Raw genomic sequence first — 15,396 nt, forward strand, 5'->3', positions numbered from 1 at the left:
TAAGCAGATATTTATTTAGGATAATTTCACTATGAACTTTTTTAACCATTTAGTGCGAGAATTTGAACTACCACTCACAAACCCTGTACTGATTTTTTCCTTAATTCTTCTAATCATTCTTCTATCCCCGATTGTACTTCGTAAACTAAATATTCCCGGAATCATTGGACTGATTATTTCCGGTGTAGTGATTGGTCCACACGGACTCCACATACTTGCAAAAACATCTGCAATTACTCTCTTTTCAACTATCGGGCTATTGTACATTATGTTCATTGCAGGTCTTGAATTGGACATGAATGAATTCAAAGCCAACAGAAATAAAAGCCTTGGATTTGGACTGTTTACTTTTTTCTTTCCTCTTGCAATAGGTTTTCCTGTTTGTCATTATCTGCTTGGTTACGATTTTAATTCCAGTTTTCTAACCGCAAGTATGTTTGCGACTCATACCTTAGTAGCCTACCCTATCGTAAGTAAACTTGGTATATCCAAAAATCAGGCTGTAGCCGTTACCGTTGGCGGAACAATTTTAACGGATACTGCGGTACTTATTATTCTTGCAGTGATTTTAGGAAACTCAAAAGGAAACTTAAATCAAGAATTTTGGATTCGTTTAAGTGTATCGCTTGCCATATTTTCTGCAATCATGTTTTATATTGTTCCTAAAATTGCAAAATGGTTTTTTCAAAAATTAGAAAGTGAAAAACACTCTCACTATATTTTTGTTTTATCCATTGTGTTTTTTGCTGCCTTTTTAGCTGAGGTTGCAGGGGTTGAACCTATTATAGGTGCATTCGTTGCAGGTCTTGCTTTAAATAAACTGATTCCGAATTCTTCTGCACTTATGAATAGAATCGAGTTTATCGGGAACTCACTTTTTATTCCTTTTTTTTTAATCAGTGTAGGAATGCTTGTAGATATTCGGGTACTATTAAATGGCCCGACTGCACTCATCGTAGCACTTACACTTTCGGTAGTCGCATTATTCGGAAAATGGATTGCAGCCTTTGTTACACAAATCGTATTCAAATATTCTAAAGCCCAAAGACAGCTCATATTTGGTCTAAGCGGTGCACACGCAGCAGCTACTCTTGCAATTATATTAGTAGGGTATGAAGCAAAAATCTTAGACGAAAATATTTTAAACGGCACGATTATACTAATTTTAATTACCTGCATTGTCGCTTCATTTGCTACAGAAAAAGCAGCGAAACAAATCATTGTAGAATCTGAAAATGATACCTCCGATATTTCTAAAGACAAAAAGGACAATGAAGAGCATATTTTATTACCGATTGCAAACGTAGAAAACATGGATAAGCTCTTAGAGTTTGCAGTTTTTATAAAAGACAAAAAATCACCCAACCCATTGTCAATCCTATCTGTAGTATCCAATAACGATGAGGCAGAAATAAATATAATCAAAGCAAGAAACAAATTAGAAGAATTTGCGAAGCAGGCAATCGCATCAGAAACAAAAGTAAATATACTCACCACTATTGACCATAACGCTGCAAGTGGAATTTCTAGAATTTCCAGAGAGATAATGGCAGATATTATCGTGCTCGGCTGGCCAAAAAAAACAGGCTTTATAGACAAGCTAATTGGTGAAAAAGTTGATAGTATTCTAACCAATACAGATAAAAATACTTTTATTTGTCACCTAGTAAAACCATTGATACTGCACAAAAGAATTGTGATTGCCTCTCCACCTTTTTCTGAACGCGAAAAAGGATTTGAAAATTGGTTATTGAAAATAGCGAAACTAGCACAAGAGCTAAGTCTCCCGATCTCGCTCTATTGCAATGAGCTGACAGGAAAAGCATTTGAAGACAGATTCAAAAAGTTTAAATTTGCCTCTGCGGTTTCGATTAATCAATTTAGTGAGTGGGAAGACTTTTTAGTCCTTGCAAGAAATATCCATGAAAATGATTTATTTGTATTGGTTTCAGCAAGAAAAAGCGCCCCCTCTTATATGTCTGTTTTAGAAAACTTGCCGATTAAAATAGAAAAACATTTTAAAGCAAATAGTAAACTACTTATTTATCCAGAGCAGTACAACCCTGATGGACTGCAACAAGGGTACGATATAGCTACAGAGCCTTTAAATATGGGAATCGAAACAATTCAAAAGATTACTAAAGGAATCGGAAATTTATTCAGGAGTAAAAAAAATGACTAAGAGAAAAGTTGCGGAGTATTTAGTCCTCAGTATATTCTTTTTTTTAAATTCGATAATTTACAGTGAAAAAGTTTTATACCAAAAAGAAGTACAAATTGCTCCTCGTAAAATTATCACGAACGAGGTCTCTGAAGAAAAAAAAATCGAAGAGAAAAAGAAAATTTCTCAAAAAAAAATTATGAGACAAATGGAGGCAAGAATCCACGACCCTAAAAAAGTTGGTAAAATTTATAAAGACGAGAAAGGAAGACTATTTAGCAATAGTTACACCCAATTCAATCTCGAAACAAATTTTAAAAAATACAAGGAGTCCATTACCTACTACTCTATAAATGGAATTGAAAACAAAAAATACACTGAGCCGATAGCTATTCAAGAAGAAGGAGAGAAAAGGATTGCATATTTTTCTGAAGATAATCTAGGAAATAAAGAAGAAACAAAAGACTTCTTTGTCATAATCGACAATACTCCTCCCAAAATAAGTGTTTTTGCAATCGACCCACCCACCAATCATAATGGAATTCTTTATATTAAACCCGGACAAAAATTTAAAATTTCTGCCATAGATTCAATTTCCGGATTAAAAAATATTTATGTAGATGAAGGAGAAGGATTCCAAATAGTGCAAGGAGAAGAGTACGAATTGAAAAGCGAAGGGAGTTTTTCTTTATCATTTATTTCCGAAGATAATTTAGAAAACAAATCAGAGAAAGTTGTTTTCCAAGTAGTATCCGATTCTAAAAATCCTAAATTGGTTTACAATATCCAACCCTTAGTAGAAAAAGAAGGCTATCCTTTCTGCACACCGAAGTCCATTGTAACTTTAGAAGGCAAAGACAATGAATCTGGATTAAAAAAAATACAATACCGAAAAAATGGAGAAGAAAAATGGACTGTATATCAAAAGCCGATTTCCATTATAGAAAAAGAAGAATTCAAACTTGAAGCCATGTCTATTGACTTAGCTGGAAACTCGTCTGATATTCTTTCTATTGAATGCAAGATAGACAATACTCCACCCGAAACAGAAATTATAATTCAAAAATCGGAGAACGAAAAATGAAATTCAATATTGGTTTAATATTACTGTTTATTTTGTTTTCTATGAATTGCAGTAGTTTACAAAAGGCAATTCAAAAAAAATACCCTGACTCTATTTTAATATTCGGAGAATCCGTCGATTCAAAGAATGATTATTCCAGTCTATTGAATTCATTAAATTCTTGGGAAAATGGAAATTGCAAAGAAGAAAGCGAGTCTCAATCGAATTATTTAGTATGCGAAAAGCCCGTTGAAGAATTCCTGAAGAGTATTTCAGATATATCCAAGTCTATAGAAAAAAAAGATGAAAAACTTTGGAAGGTTGAGAACAATAAAAAGATTTCTACTGTATCGATAGAATATAACAAATTAAAATCCTTTGAAAAAGAAGAGAAATGGAAAGAAGCATTAAAAATAATAAAATCCAATTCTTTTTCAAAATCTGAAAAATTTAGAAAAATGCAGTCTGAGTTTGAAGAAAAATTGAACTCACCGGAATACATGATCAGTGAAGCGCTAAGTATTCTCGAAAACTTTCAATACGAAAAAGAGTTATTGGCGTTAGAAGATTTAAAAATTTCTCTATCCAAGAAGCCGGATCTAACTTCCAACGAAAAATTAAAAGCAAGAGTTCTGTCCCTAATAGAAAAAATACAATCTCAAATTAGTTGCAGTATCCACATTACAGAGCCATCCGGACCTGTGTATGCAAATACAGGATTTGACGATTTGTTTAGCGGCTCTATTCGTTGCAATGGTTTAAAAGAAAACACAAAATACAAACTCATAATCAAAGGAAACAAAGACATTCGATTTAAAAATCCTCTCTATGCAACCGAAGAAATATATTTATCTGAAAATTTAGAATTTTCATTTCCAGTTTCGTCACTCAATATGACAAAAACAGAGAATACGCTTACTTTTGAGTTAGCCACATTTTCAAATGATACACTGCAAACCTTAGAGCAATTCGGCTCTAAATCTCAATTTACTGCATCAGTAAATCCAAACGCTTACGAAATCCAAAATGTACCCGCTTTTTTTAATTCGGGGTATTCTGATTTCTTTTCTAGATTTTTTCAAGAATTACCTATGTTGACAGTTCAGGGAAAAGAAATGGAAGCAAAAGTTTTGTCTAACGGGCAATTTTCAATGGGATCTAAAATTAATTCTACTCCGGTAGATACAATTTTTGGTCATCCAAATGGAGTGTATGCAGATGGAATTTGGTCGTCTTTTATCTCAGTTAAGGTCGGCGAAGATATTTATAAATTCCACAAACTAAATATTCTTAAATCAGAAATTTCAAAAGATAAGAAAGAGTCTTTGGTTCTTGCATCAATTCCTGAAAAGAATATCGAAGTCTATCTAAAAATAAAAGCTATAGAGTCCAATTATGACTCCATCCAAATTTCTCTTGGAGCAAAAAATCTTTCCGGACGAAATACGAGTGTTGGCTTTAGGCTTTTACTCGATACATGGGCAGGAAACAATGATGGTGTCCCATTTACGATCCCGGGTGCAGTCGGAAAAGAAGAATACGTTTATATCAAAGAGTTAAAATTTAATCCGGCCACAAGTCCAGTTTGGGAAACCTTTGATGTGAATGACTCTGGAACTGTATATATCAGAAACAATTTAATCGGGATGGGATTAACTCCACCGGAAAAGATAGCGTTCATTAATTGGTGGAACGGATTCTCTACAGATTGGGAAATCGAGGTAAACGAGGATCGCTACTTAACTGGAGATTCTGCGGTTGCACTTTGGTGGGAACCTAGAAATATTTCCTCCAACCAAAGTATGGAAGTTACGACAGAGTTCGCAAATATTCAAAAATTCAATAAGGTCAGTTTCGATTTAGTAGATGAGAAATCTGGATTCGGATATTTAGTATTACAAAAAAAAATAAATGAAAATGAAGCACAAGAAATAGAGTACGAAATCAGCTTAGACAAAGGAGAAGCACTTATCCCTGGAGGGAAAAATTTAAAATTTTCTATACCTGCCAATATGAATTTTTATAGAGTTCTGCCGGTAAGCATAGTATCCACTGGTCCTACCGTATTAAAAGTAAACGAAATCTATAAAAATAAAAAATATAGTTATAGCTTTGACATTTCAGCCATTCCTTTACTTGAAACCGAAGGCTCAGGCAGAACAGTTGCATCTCTTGTTTGGAATGACCACAAATACCCTGTTTCTTATATTTCTAAAAAAGGGGACTTGAATATCTATGGCAAGCTAATCAGTAAATCTACAGGCTCTTTACTTGGTGAAGTGAAATTGATTCCTGAAAAAAAAGGAGAGAGTTTTATTTACAAAGGTGAAATACAAACTCCACATGACTTTCAAGGAAATGCAGATTTGTTTATCGTAGAAAAGTAAAAAATGTTACGCTCAAGATGAATCATCCTGAATACATTAAGAAGTATGTCTGTAAAGTTTTCAGTATATTCGTCAATACTATCGGATAAAAACTCTAATTATTTTTTAGAATTGTTATAAATGGCGTACCTGCAAAAAGTCGTTTTTTGAAAAAGCAATTGTTCAAAAAGCCAATAAAATCGCCATTTTCTAGCGTTGTAAAAAGCCCTGAAGGGGGTTTTTGCAGTAGCGTCATAAATTTCAGGAAATAAAATTTTAAGAAAGATATTGACTATTCCTATGTAACTTTTACTATGTCGTTATATTTTTTTACATTGGAGGAAATATGAAAAAAATACTATCATTTACCGGGGTGTTGTTTCTTTTAGTAACACTATTTTCAATCAGCCCAAGAGAGATTTCTGCCGGAGAGCTTTGCTTTCTTTGTTCTTCTGGAAGTTCCTGTCAACAGTGCAGATCCAATTCTGGAAAAGACACTCAAGCAGACAGAAAAACTTGTGAACAAAGAGGTTGTAAAGTATCTGGAACATCTTCTTGCTCTACAGCAGCAAACGTAAAAGTGTGTAGATAGTTTTACGATTCAGTTCAAAAAATGGAGACGGGGGGAATCGAACCCCCGTCCTATTAAGCTCTAATGTAGCCTCTACAAGTTTAGGTCTTCTATAAATCTCGAAGAGGTTTCACCGAAAACCAGGTAATCCACTTCCAGCTGATTTGTTTACAAAAATTTCCAAAAACCAGCCATCAGAAATTTCGCCTCTCGTTTAGTGACGATTTTAAAATCCACCGAGAGAATAAGACTCTAAAATCGAAACAGCTTAAATTAAGCTGCTAATGCTAATTCGTTGTTAGCGTTTGTTTTTTTGAAGGTTTTTAAGAGGTCCCTCACCCCTACATGCCACTACATCGAAGACTGTAACAGTCGAAACCAGTGTCGTCCCCGTTACTTATATAGACGACAAAATCAAAAAAAAGTTTATTTTTTTTGAAAAAAAAATCTCCGATAGCCAAAAAATAATGCAGTGAAAAATAAAACCAACCGAAAGAATAATTAGCTAAATTGTGTGTGTTATTGGCTTTGGTCCTTTGTATTAAGGACCTTTTTTTTCAGAGTAAGAAAATCACAGCTGAGAAGCGAGGGTTGTCGCACCTAAGGCACACCTGCTAATTCTCGCTCCAAACACCCAATCACCAGCCAACCAAATTCCGTGCTTTCTTCCAAGCTCAATATATTTTAAAAATAATTCACTACTAAGGTGTAAGTCTTCTTTTTTCCATAAAGATCTATCAGGGGCCGCATAACGCTTTTTAAAAGCAAACAACTCAAGTGGGGGCTGGTCTTTCAATTCTGAAAAGCCCTTGGATATAAAAAACTTTTGAAAAAAAGACTCACCCGTAATCTTAGCAAATCTAGTTGGAGAGTTGTTGCTCGTGACCCACCTTTCTAAATTTCTTGAACTAAAGGACTGACCAAATTGAATCATTACAATAAGTGAATCTTCAGACTCTTTGAATTTAGAACTCTCGATTGAAATATATTCTGCATCTTCGTTTTTGCGAAAAAATGTAGATTCGTGTAAGTCTGCTAATTTTCGATTGGTCTCATTCGATAAGCCTTTCCAAATCCCTACTAAAATAGTCGAAGCCTTGTATTCCACAAAAGGAGAGATAAAATCTTCCCACTCAGACATACATTTTGAACTTTTCAAACAAGCGAGTGACTTAGGTAGTGGTGGAGTAAGGATCACTCTATCAAATCCAAGCTCTTTCCCGTTTTGAAAAGAGCAAACCCATTGATTCGTTTGGGGATTTCTCGATATATCCAATAATTTATGAGATAAAAAAATTTGATTTTTAGAAAGAATTTTTTTAATCATTTCTTTCATTCCATTCTTTGGGTAATAATGATTGGAAGAGAACGTAGAAAGAATACACTCAACATCTATTTCATTCTTTGCCAAGTAGGAAAGAAGCGAGAACTCTTCTTTTGAATTATTTGTACCCGAATAAGAAATTTTATCAGAAAAAAAAGTAGAAAAAGGATCGAATCTTTCTCTTTCTGAAAATTCATTAGTAGAGGTTCTGCCTCCTATGTCTAAATCTTTTTCAAATACTATTGAATCTTGAATTTCTCTTGCAAGCACTGCACCTGTAATTCCAGACCCAATTATTGCTGTTTTCATGTATCTTTATCTTTTTTGAATTTATATAAATTTGTAATATTTTCAGTAGAATAATCAAACTTCTCATTTTGCCTTTTTTCACTAAATTCAAACTCACCGGAAAATTCAGGCTCAAACCCTGCATCTCTAATCATCTCCACTGTTTCATAAGCATTACTTCCTTTTACATTCAGATAACCAGATGCAAACAAAGAGTTCGCTGGAAATAAGGACATAGATTGTAATCCTCTCAAATGCCCTTCTCTACCCGCTCCGATTCTGATCTCAGAGTCCGGGTTCACTAATCGAAACACACATAATATTCTAAGGCATAATTCTGGCGTGAGTCGGCTGACATTTTCGATTGCGTGTCCTTTTACAGGAATAAAAAAATTTATAGGGATAGAAGCGATTTCCATTTTCTTCAATTGAAATGCGACCTCAACGATTTCTCTTAAACTCTCACCCATCCCAACTATCATTCCACTGCATGTTCCTATTTCAAAGCGTCTCAAAATTTCAAGAGTATCCATTCTATCCTTATAGGAATGAGTATTGCAAATCTTATCATAGCTTTCCTCTGAAGTATTCAAGTTATGATTGTATCTATCTAATCCTGCATCTTTTAGTTTTAAAGCATTAGATTCATCTAAAATTCCGGCAGATAAGCAAACCTTTAATCCAATTTCATTCGTAATCATTCGTATTGATTTTGTTAATCTCTCAATAGAAGAATCTGTAGGTCCTTTCCCCGAAGTGACCATACAAAAACGATACGCTCCATTCTTCTTAGCGTCTAACGCATCTTGTATAATTTCTTCGTGTGATTTTGTAGAATATTCTTGGATACCGGAATTTGAGTCTTTTCTTTGTGCACAATACCCGCAATTTTCTGAACAGTGACCATTTTTTATATTGTCTAAGATTTGAATTCTGACTTTGTTAGAGAAATATTTTACTCTCTCTTGATAGGCTTTGTCCAACACTTGTGTAATAGAAACACTCCCTTCCAAAATAGACAGGGCTTCATTCGGATCTAGAATACTTTCAACCTTTGATGTTATTTCTTCTTTTATAATCATATTTTCATCCTATTTTAACCTTTGCAAAAAAACCAATTATTTTTTCACTAAAAATGAAAGGGCATAGCGAACAGCTTCAAATATTTCTCTCAAAGATTCTTCTCTGATTACATAAGGAGGAGTTACATAAACTACATTCCCTAAAGGTCGGATAATTACGCCTTTTTCTATACATTTTAGCTTAACTGTTTCAGATACATTGCCCTGAACCCCTGCATATTCTGAAACTATTTCCATCACACATACAGCACCGAGACACCTAACCTTTATCAGCTCTCCGTATTCCTCTTTTAGTTTAGATGAATATTCTTTCATTCTATATTCAAGTTTTTTAATCTTGTATAAAATATTCTCATTTTCAAAAATCTCAATGGATGCGATGGAGGCAGAGCAAGCAGATGGATTCCCTGTCATTGTGTGTCCGTGCAAAAACGCCTTATTCAATTCTTTAAAATAAAACCCCTCATACACCTTTTCGTTTACTAAAGTCGCTGCAACTGGAAGCGTTCCTCCACTTAATCCTTTCGCTAATACCAGAATATCCGGTGTAGCATCTGCCTCTTCAAATGCAAAATGTTTTCCAGTTTTACCAAAACCTGTAAACACCTCATCGTAAATTAATAAAATATCTTCTCTATCGCATAACGTACGTATTTTTTGCAAAACTTTTCCTTCATAAAAAACCATGCCATTGGCTCCCCAAATCAAAGGCTCAAGTATGATTGAAGAAATTTTTTTTCCATTTTCGGCTATATACAACTCTAATTCATTCAAGCATTCTACTTTGCAGTCAGAAGGATTTTTATTTAAGGGACAATTATAACAATCTGGAGAAATAAACTCTTTAGAAGAAAAAAACAATTTAGAAAAATTATTGTTGTAATGCGACTTTCCCCCAACACTCATAGCCCCAATGGTATCTCCGTGGTAAGACAAAGAAAAATGAAGGATTTCATTTTTCTCATGTTGATTCCTATTTTGAAAATACTGAAAAGAAATCTTGAGTGCAATCTCAACCCCACAAGACCCGTTATCAGAATAAAATACTCGAGTAAAATTCTTTTTTGTAAACTGAATTAATTTTTCACTTAATCTCTCTGCACTGTCGTGGGTAAACCCGGCTAATAAAACATGATCCAAACTATTCAGTTGAGTCCGAATCGCCTCCACGATCTTAGGGTGGTTATGCCCGTGGATACTCGCCCACCAAGAAGAGATCGCATCAATGTAGCGTTTTCCATTCTCGTCGAAAAGAAACTCTTCTCTTGCACTTTTTATTCTAATTGGCTTCGTTCCATTTTTCTGGATTGTGTAAGGATGCCAAATCACGGAAATAACGCTTTTTCTAAAATTTTTTCTTTGTCAAAATCTTTGTCCGTAAATTGAATAAATGAATCGGTATCTCGAATATCCTCCGGTAGAAAAGTTTTTCCGAGAAACGGAATTTTAGAAAATTTTTCGATTGTTGCAATATTATTTTCAACGAGTTCATTATTTTTTCCGTATATATAAAAACCCAAAATATTCATTTCCCGCTTTTTAAGAGCTTCTATGGTAAGCAAGGTATGGTTGATTGTTCCAAGCTCAGAAGAAGACACTACTACCACAGGAATTTTTACTTCAGAGAATATATCTATTTGTAATTTATCCTCATTAATCGGAACTAAAACTCCACCGGCTCCTTCAATAACATAGTTTAAGTTTTGAATTTTCTTTAATTCGTCTATAACAAGTCCAGTGTCTATTGTTTCCATTTCAAAATAAGCCGAATAATGAGGAGAAGCCGGATAATAAAAATGATAAAGAGAGGGCTTTATATTATCGCTTTCTAATCCGGTTAAACTATGAATCTTTTGTGAATCTATATCCATTCCGGTTTGAATGGGTTTCCAATATTTTATATTATATTTTTTTTTGAATTTTGCAATTACAAAAGCAGAAAAAATAGTTTTCCCCACATCGGTGCCGGTAGCAGTTACAAAAAAACTCAAAGCGAATTCTTTCCGGTACAATTTTTTAACGTATTTAGAGTTCTTTTCATTGCCGATATTTCTATGGAATCTGTAGATAAATCAGAAGAATTCAATTTATATTCTAAATACCCTATTATCGGCTTAAACGCAAAATGACAATTTTTGGCAAAGTAATTGTAGGCAGAAAATCTATCGTTGTAATTATTCCCTACAGCTTTTAAAAACTGAAACGCTATTTCTTTTTCCTTGTTTGAAAAATCAACGTATATATACTCTTGAAAACAATCCTGCACAAGATAATCAGGTGTCTCTGACCCGGGGCAAGATTTTTTTAATCCATTCAGATAGGCTAAGTATTCTTTCCATGAATACTCATCCAAGGATTCGCCTATCACTACAAAATCTTTTATCTCTATATTTTTTTTTCTGGGATTTGCCAATACTAAATCGTAAGTTCCGGGCTTGGCTTCTTTTGTATCCAAAGAGAATGAAACAGAATTGCCGCCCTCTGAAACTTTCACAGATTTACTTGGAATTTTTTCTAAATTATTTTTTGCATACACCTGTATATTATCAAGAAAATTCTTTCCTTCTATTTTTATATCTGGATTCTTTTTGCCTGTTTGTAGTTTTACGGGAGGTTGTTTCCCCGAGACCACTGGTGGAATAGATACTATAACTTTGATTATTTCCCAATTCGACCAAACTGCTGGTTTTCCGAAAATATCGAGAGGTGCAGTTCTAACTTCGTATTTTCCCTTTTGTAAATTGACTTCAAGAAAACTTGTCGTCACTTTTTTTTGTAGAACAATTTCTTTGGATTCATTTCTGATTTCAACTACATACCCGTTTGCATCAGGAATTTTTGTCCAAGCTATATATTCATCTCCTCTGTCTTGGGCAAAACTACCGATGGAAACACAAAAAATCATAACGTATAATTTTTTCATTTTTTGTCTTCCTTATAAATTGTTGTAGGAGAAATTAATTTTATATCAGACGGTTTTATATTTTTCAACCGGCTTTTGGCTACTATTCTAAAATTACTTTTTACTAACTTGCTCTTTGATTTGTTCTTCATCTTAGAAGTAACTGTCCAATAAAATTCCCCTTCTTCCACAATTGAAAAGTCGGTAATTGAAATAAAATTGGAATTCAATTCTTTATGATAGATTAATTTATTTTGTCCCTTGTTTGCATTGAACAATTTGAAAGAGTATGATTCTACTTCGATTAAGTCTGTCCACTTGAATTTGAGGGCTTTCTCTTTTACCAAATCTACTTCAGAATTCACTGGATAGAGAGCTTTCAATTCCTGAACATTATTACTTCTATTCTCTAAATCTTCTTCTTTATCATTAGAGTGATTTCTATTTCTTGATAAATTTTCTTTTGTTTGAGAATTATTTTTTGTTTTAGATTTTTCTTTTTCTTGAACCTTATTCAGATTTTTTGTGCTCTCTTTAAGTTCTGTAAATTTTTTCTCCTTTTCATCGGCTGAACTTTCTTTGGCAGATTTATGAGTCTCTGTGTCTAAATTTGTTTTTTGGATAACGGAAAATGTAGAGACGGTAGATTTCTCTTCTGCCCCGGAAACACCACTCTTCACGATCACTCTCCAAAAATACTTACCTTCTTTTGTATTCTCCACTCCATAAGAATTAGAATACACATCAAATGTTCTAAGAGAATCAGTAAAATTTTGATTTTTTGCTATTTGCAGTTTATATCCATTTGCATTTTGCAACTTCTTCCAATGGAAATTTATCCTGGGTAAAATGGCTTGAAAGTTTATAACACTTCCATTTCTCGGTAATAGTAATTTTAATTCTTCTTTTTGTAAAATAATAATTTTTCGAGATTCACTTGTTTCGACATTGTTTGTCTTTTGGTTTAGACCTGCCACTCTCCAATAATAAGTGCCTTCTTCATCAATACGAATCGAAGCAGAGTTATCCTTGATGTGTATTTTCTTCCATATAGAAGAAAAATTTCGTCTTTTACTAATTTCAAAATTCGTAGCCGAAAAATCTTTTGATTTTGACCACTGAAATAGAATAGGATGATTTGTTTGGTATTCCATTTTTTGATTTTCAGGAAAAACTAGTTTCAAACCAATTTTTGAAACCAAGACTCCATCTTTTCCGAACTCGGCTCTTTCTTCGCTATTCAGACTTCTGGAAAATTTTCCATCGCTGATTTTTGCCTTTCCTTCATTTACATAAAGATCCAAATTCTTGTCTTTTGATTTTTCTAACTTAACATCTCCCGATTCTACTTCAATCGTAGTGTCTTTTGATTTGATCTTCAACTCCCCCGAAGCGTCTTTTCTTTTTATTTTGATAGACCCGGTCTCAAAATCTAAATTTGTTTCTTTTCCATACACTTCAAGAAATAGCATAGTATTCTCGTCTATTTGAATTTCTGTGCCGTCGTTGAGTCGGATTACCGCATCACTAAAGTCCGACGATAAAACAGTGTCCCTGTTTGCAAGCGGGCTATTTTTTTCTAACCTCGCCCATGTAACCTGCCTATCAAACTTTCTTTGAACTATATTTTTTTTAAAAGTGATTGTACCGATAATGTCTCTATTTCCAAATTTTTCTTTCTTATTCAAATCATAATACAATAATCCCGAAAAAATAAAAATTGTTGCAATTAGAATGCCAAGTAGTTTCCATTCTTGATTAGACAATCGCATACTTTTCGCCCTTGGTATCTCCCTGTTTAAATACAATTCCAAGAATTTTTCTCAACTCTTTTACATTTTCGGGAGTTTTTGGATCGTCTTCTCTCCCAAGTACCGCATACACGGTTTGTGGCTCGGTCTTTCCCTTCACTTTTATCGCAGGCATTTTTTCTACTTTGAAAATTCCTTCAGTTTCCTTATACGAATTTTCGCTAATTAAAATATCCGTACCAAAAGCCTTGCTTGCAGATTCCACTCTTGAGGCAAGATTCACTGCATCACCAATTACGGTATATTCTAATTTTTCTTGAGAGCCTATTTGACCGGAGATCACATAGCCGGTATTGATTCCACAACCGATATGAATGATTGGTTTTTTAGCACTCCCTCTACCCTTATTGAACTGGAGGAGTAGCTTTCTCATTTTTAACGCAGTGTTGATTGCATTCTCGGTATTGTTTCCATAAGTTTTTAGCCCACCCCACACAGCCATAATAGAGTCTCCGATAAATTTATCGACTACCCCATGGTATTCATTTACACAAGCAACCATTTCAGACAGATATTGATTTAAAAACTCTACTACTTCTTCCGGTTCTAATTTTTCTGAGATTGCCGTGAAACCCCTTATATCACTAAAAAATATTGCACAATATTTTTTCTCTCCACCCAATTTCAACTCACCTTTTAAAGCAAGCTCTGCCATCTCTTTATTTACAAATTTACCGAAAGCATCTTTCATGTTTTCTCTTTCGAGTAATCCCTGACTCATGTGAATTACAGAATTTGTAAGTAATCCAATCTCATCGCTACTCTTTGGTCTTATATTTAAAATGAATTGACCTTTCTCTATTTTTTTAGTAGCACCTACTAACTCCAAAATTGGTTGGACTAAGGATCTAGAATAAAAAAATACTCCTATCACAGACAGACAAACTACGATAACCATTAAATAAATATTTCTTCTGCGAATATTATAGACCTCTTCAAAAGCCTTGTCCTCTGAAACAGTAGAGATAATTCCTGCTTGCACATTGCTCAATTTTTTAAATGAGCCTAAATAGTAAGAGTCACCGTATTTATACCTTGTCTGACCGTTGTCCAGTGGACTCAAAAGCATTACTTTGAAAATAGGTAAATCAGAAAACTTGGTTCCGGAAAGAAGTACATTTTTATCATGGTGGACAACCACTGCACCTTCAGAATTCACCATAAAAATTTCAGTCAAACCTGAAGTCTGAAATACATTTTGAATGTGATCCATTTTTAATACCACTATGATAATTTCATCAGAATTCTCATCACGAGAAAAAGATATTCCTATTAACGGTGTGCTTAACCCCTCGCTAAGATTTTGAACCATCATCGTTCCATGGGTTGACTTAGAAAAAAATTTCGCATTTTTTTGAATTGCGCGATCTAAACCGGAAGAGTCCAATCCAGAATCTCCAAGATATTTATAATTATAATTTATATTTATAGGCTCTAATCCGGTATCTTCCCTAGAGTAAACTCCTATGAGCAAAAAATCTTTCTCGGTTTCAAAAAAAGTATTTCTCTCGTAACTATTTCTTTTTCCCTTCATAGAGCTTATAAAAATTTTTGCATCGTTGGCTAAATTTTTTAAGTCGGAACTGACTTTCAGAGTAATAACTTCTGTAATCTTAATATTATTTTCTTTGATTCTAAGCTCAGAATCTGTTTTAAAGAAATAAGTCGCAACTGAAATAATCCCAATTAAAGCACAAGCCATGATTGTAGAGATAACAAGCATCATCTTCCATCGAATAGTCCATTTTGAAATATGAAAATCCTTTGACTCCGAAGTTACAGACTCCGAATTACTGTGGGCATTTTTTGCCTTTTTATATCTCATTAT

11 protein-coding genes and 1 other RNA gene are annotated in these 15,396 nt (G+C 33.9%); 4 read left to right on the forward strand and 8 right to left on the reverse strand.

Annotation, left to right across the window (positions count from 1 at the left end):
• Window positions 1-31 precede the first annotated feature (31 nt).
• From HS129_08260 to HS129_08275, 4 genes are all read left to right on the forward strand, one after another.
• Window positions 32-2,182, forward strand: coding sequence for a cation:proton antiporter (locus tag HS129_08260; protein MBE7412038.1), 2,151 nt, complete (start codon window positions 32-34; stop codon window positions 2,180-2,182).
• Window positions 2,175-3,245, forward strand: coding sequence for a hypothetical protein (locus tag HS129_08265; protein ID MBE7412039.1), 1,071 nt, complete (start codon window positions 2,175-2,177; stop codon window positions 3,243-3,245). Before HS129_08260 ends, HS129_08265 begins: the two co-directional genes overlap by 8 nt.
• Entirely contained in the window at window positions 3,242-5,611 is a 2,370-nt protein-coding gene (locus tag HS129_08270) for a hypothetical protein (protein ID MBE7412040.1), read from the forward strand. The genes HS129_08265 and HS129_08270 overlap by 4 nt, the downstream gene beginning before the upstream one ends.
• A gap of 325 nt (window positions 5,612-5,936) precedes the next feature.
• Window positions 5,937-6,182: a hypothetical protein gene (locus HS129_08275; GenBank protein MBE7412041.1), complete on the forward strand. Its 246-nt coding sequence runs from the start codon at window positions 5,937-5,939 to the stop codon at window positions 6,180-6,182.
• Window positions 6,183-6,201: 19 nt separating this feature from the next.
• Here HS129_08275 and ssrA read toward each other — a convergent pair.
• From ssrA to HS129_08315, 8 genes are all read right to left on the reverse strand, one after another.
• Window positions 6,202-6,553: a transfer-messenger RNA gene (gene ssrA, locus HS129_08280) on the reverse strand.
• Between the two features lie 179 nt (window positions 6,554-6,732).
• A complete protein-coding gene (locus HS129_08285; protein ID MBE7412042.1) occupies window positions 6,733-7,794 on the reverse strand; it encodes an FAD-dependent oxidoreductase in 1,062 nt (353 codons plus the stop codon).
• Window positions 7,791-8,855, reverse strand: a complete 1,065-nt coding sequence (gene bioB, locus HS129_08290; protein ID MBE7412043.1) for a biotin synthase BioB — start codon at window positions 8,853-8,855, stop codon at window positions 7,791-7,793. Before bioB ends, HS129_08285 begins: the two co-directional genes overlap by 4 nt.
• A gap of 36 nt (window positions 8,856-8,891) precedes the next feature.
• Window positions 8,892-10,184, reverse strand: a complete 1,293-nt coding sequence (gene bioA / locus HS129_08295) for an adenosylmethionine--8-amino-7-oxononanoate transaminase (GenBank protein ID MBE7412044.1) — start codon at window positions 10,182-10,184, stop codon at window positions 8,892-8,894.
• Window positions 10,181-10,846: a dethiobiotin synthase gene (gene bioD, locus HS129_08300; GenBank protein MBE7412045.1), complete on the reverse strand. Its 666-nt coding sequence runs from the start codon at window positions 10,844-10,846 to the stop codon at window positions 10,181-10,183. The genes bioA and bioD overlap by 4 nt, the downstream gene beginning before the upstream one ends.
• Window positions 10,843-11,778, reverse strand: coding sequence for a hypothetical protein (locus tag HS129_08305; GenBank protein MBE7412046.1), 936 nt, complete (start codon window positions 11,776-11,778; stop codon window positions 10,843-10,845). The genes bioD and HS129_08305 overlap by 4 nt, the downstream gene beginning before the upstream one ends.
• Window positions 11,775-13,529 carry a FecR domain-containing protein gene (locus HS129_08310; GenBank protein ID MBE7412047.1) on the reverse strand — a complete coding sequence of 585 codons (1,755 nt, stop codon included), beginning with the start codon at window positions 13,527-13,529 and terminating at the stop codon, window positions 11,775-11,777. The genes HS129_08305 and HS129_08310 overlap by 4 nt, the downstream gene beginning before the upstream one ends.
• The gene (locus HS129_08315; GenBank protein ID MBE7412048.1) at window positions 13,516-15,291 is read right to left on the reverse strand and encodes a HAMP domain-containing protein; all 1,776 of its coding nucleotides are present in this window, start codon (window positions 15,289-15,291) and stop codon (window positions 13,516-13,518) included. The genes HS129_08310 and HS129_08315 overlap by 14 nt, the downstream gene beginning before the upstream one ends.
• Between the last annotated feature and the right edge of the window lie 105 nt (window positions 15,292-15,396).

The sequence above is a fragment of the Leptospiraceae bacterium genome (genome assembly GCA_015075105.1).
In the GTDB taxonomy this organism is placed as follows: domain Bacteria; phylum Spirochaetota; class Leptospiria; order Leptospirales; family Leptospiraceae; genus JABWCC01.

Bases quoted from the DNA above. Each gene is read 5' to 3' on its own strand.
- HS129_08260 (MBE7412038.1), top strand. From the start codon at position 32: ATGAACTTTTTTAACCATTTAGTGCGAGAATTTGAACTACCACTCACA.
- HS129_08265 (MBE7412039.1), top strand. From the start codon at position 2,175: ATGACTAAGAGAAAAGTTGCGGAGTATTTAGTCCTCAGTATATTCTTT.
- HS129_08270 (MBE7412040.1), top strand. From the start codon at position 3,242: ATGAAATTCAATATTGGTTTAATATTACTGTTTATTTTGTTTTCTATG.
- HS129_08275 (MBE7412041.1), top strand. From the start codon at position 5,937: ATGAAAAAAATACTATCATTTACCGGGGTGTTGTTTCTTTTAGTAACA.
- HS129_08285 (MBE7412042.1), bottom strand. From the start codon at position 7,794: ATGAAAACAGCAATAATTGGGTCTGGAATTACAGGTGCAGTGCTTGCA.
- bioB (MBE7412043.1), bottom strand. From the start codon at position 8,855: ATGATTATAAAAGAAGAAATAACATCAAAGGTTGAAAGTATTCTAGAT.
- HS129_08305 (MBE7412046.1), bottom strand. From the start codon at position 11,778: ATGAAAAAATTATACGTTATGATTTTTTGTGTTTCCATCGGTAGTTTT.
- HS129_08310 (MBE7412047.1), bottom strand. From the start codon at position 13,529: ATGCGATTGTCTAATCAAGAATGGAAACTACTTGGCATTCTAATTGCA.
- HS129_08315 (MBE7412048.1), bottom strand. From the start codon at position 15,291: ATGCTTGTTATCTCTACAATCATGGCTTGTGCTTTAATTGGGATTATT.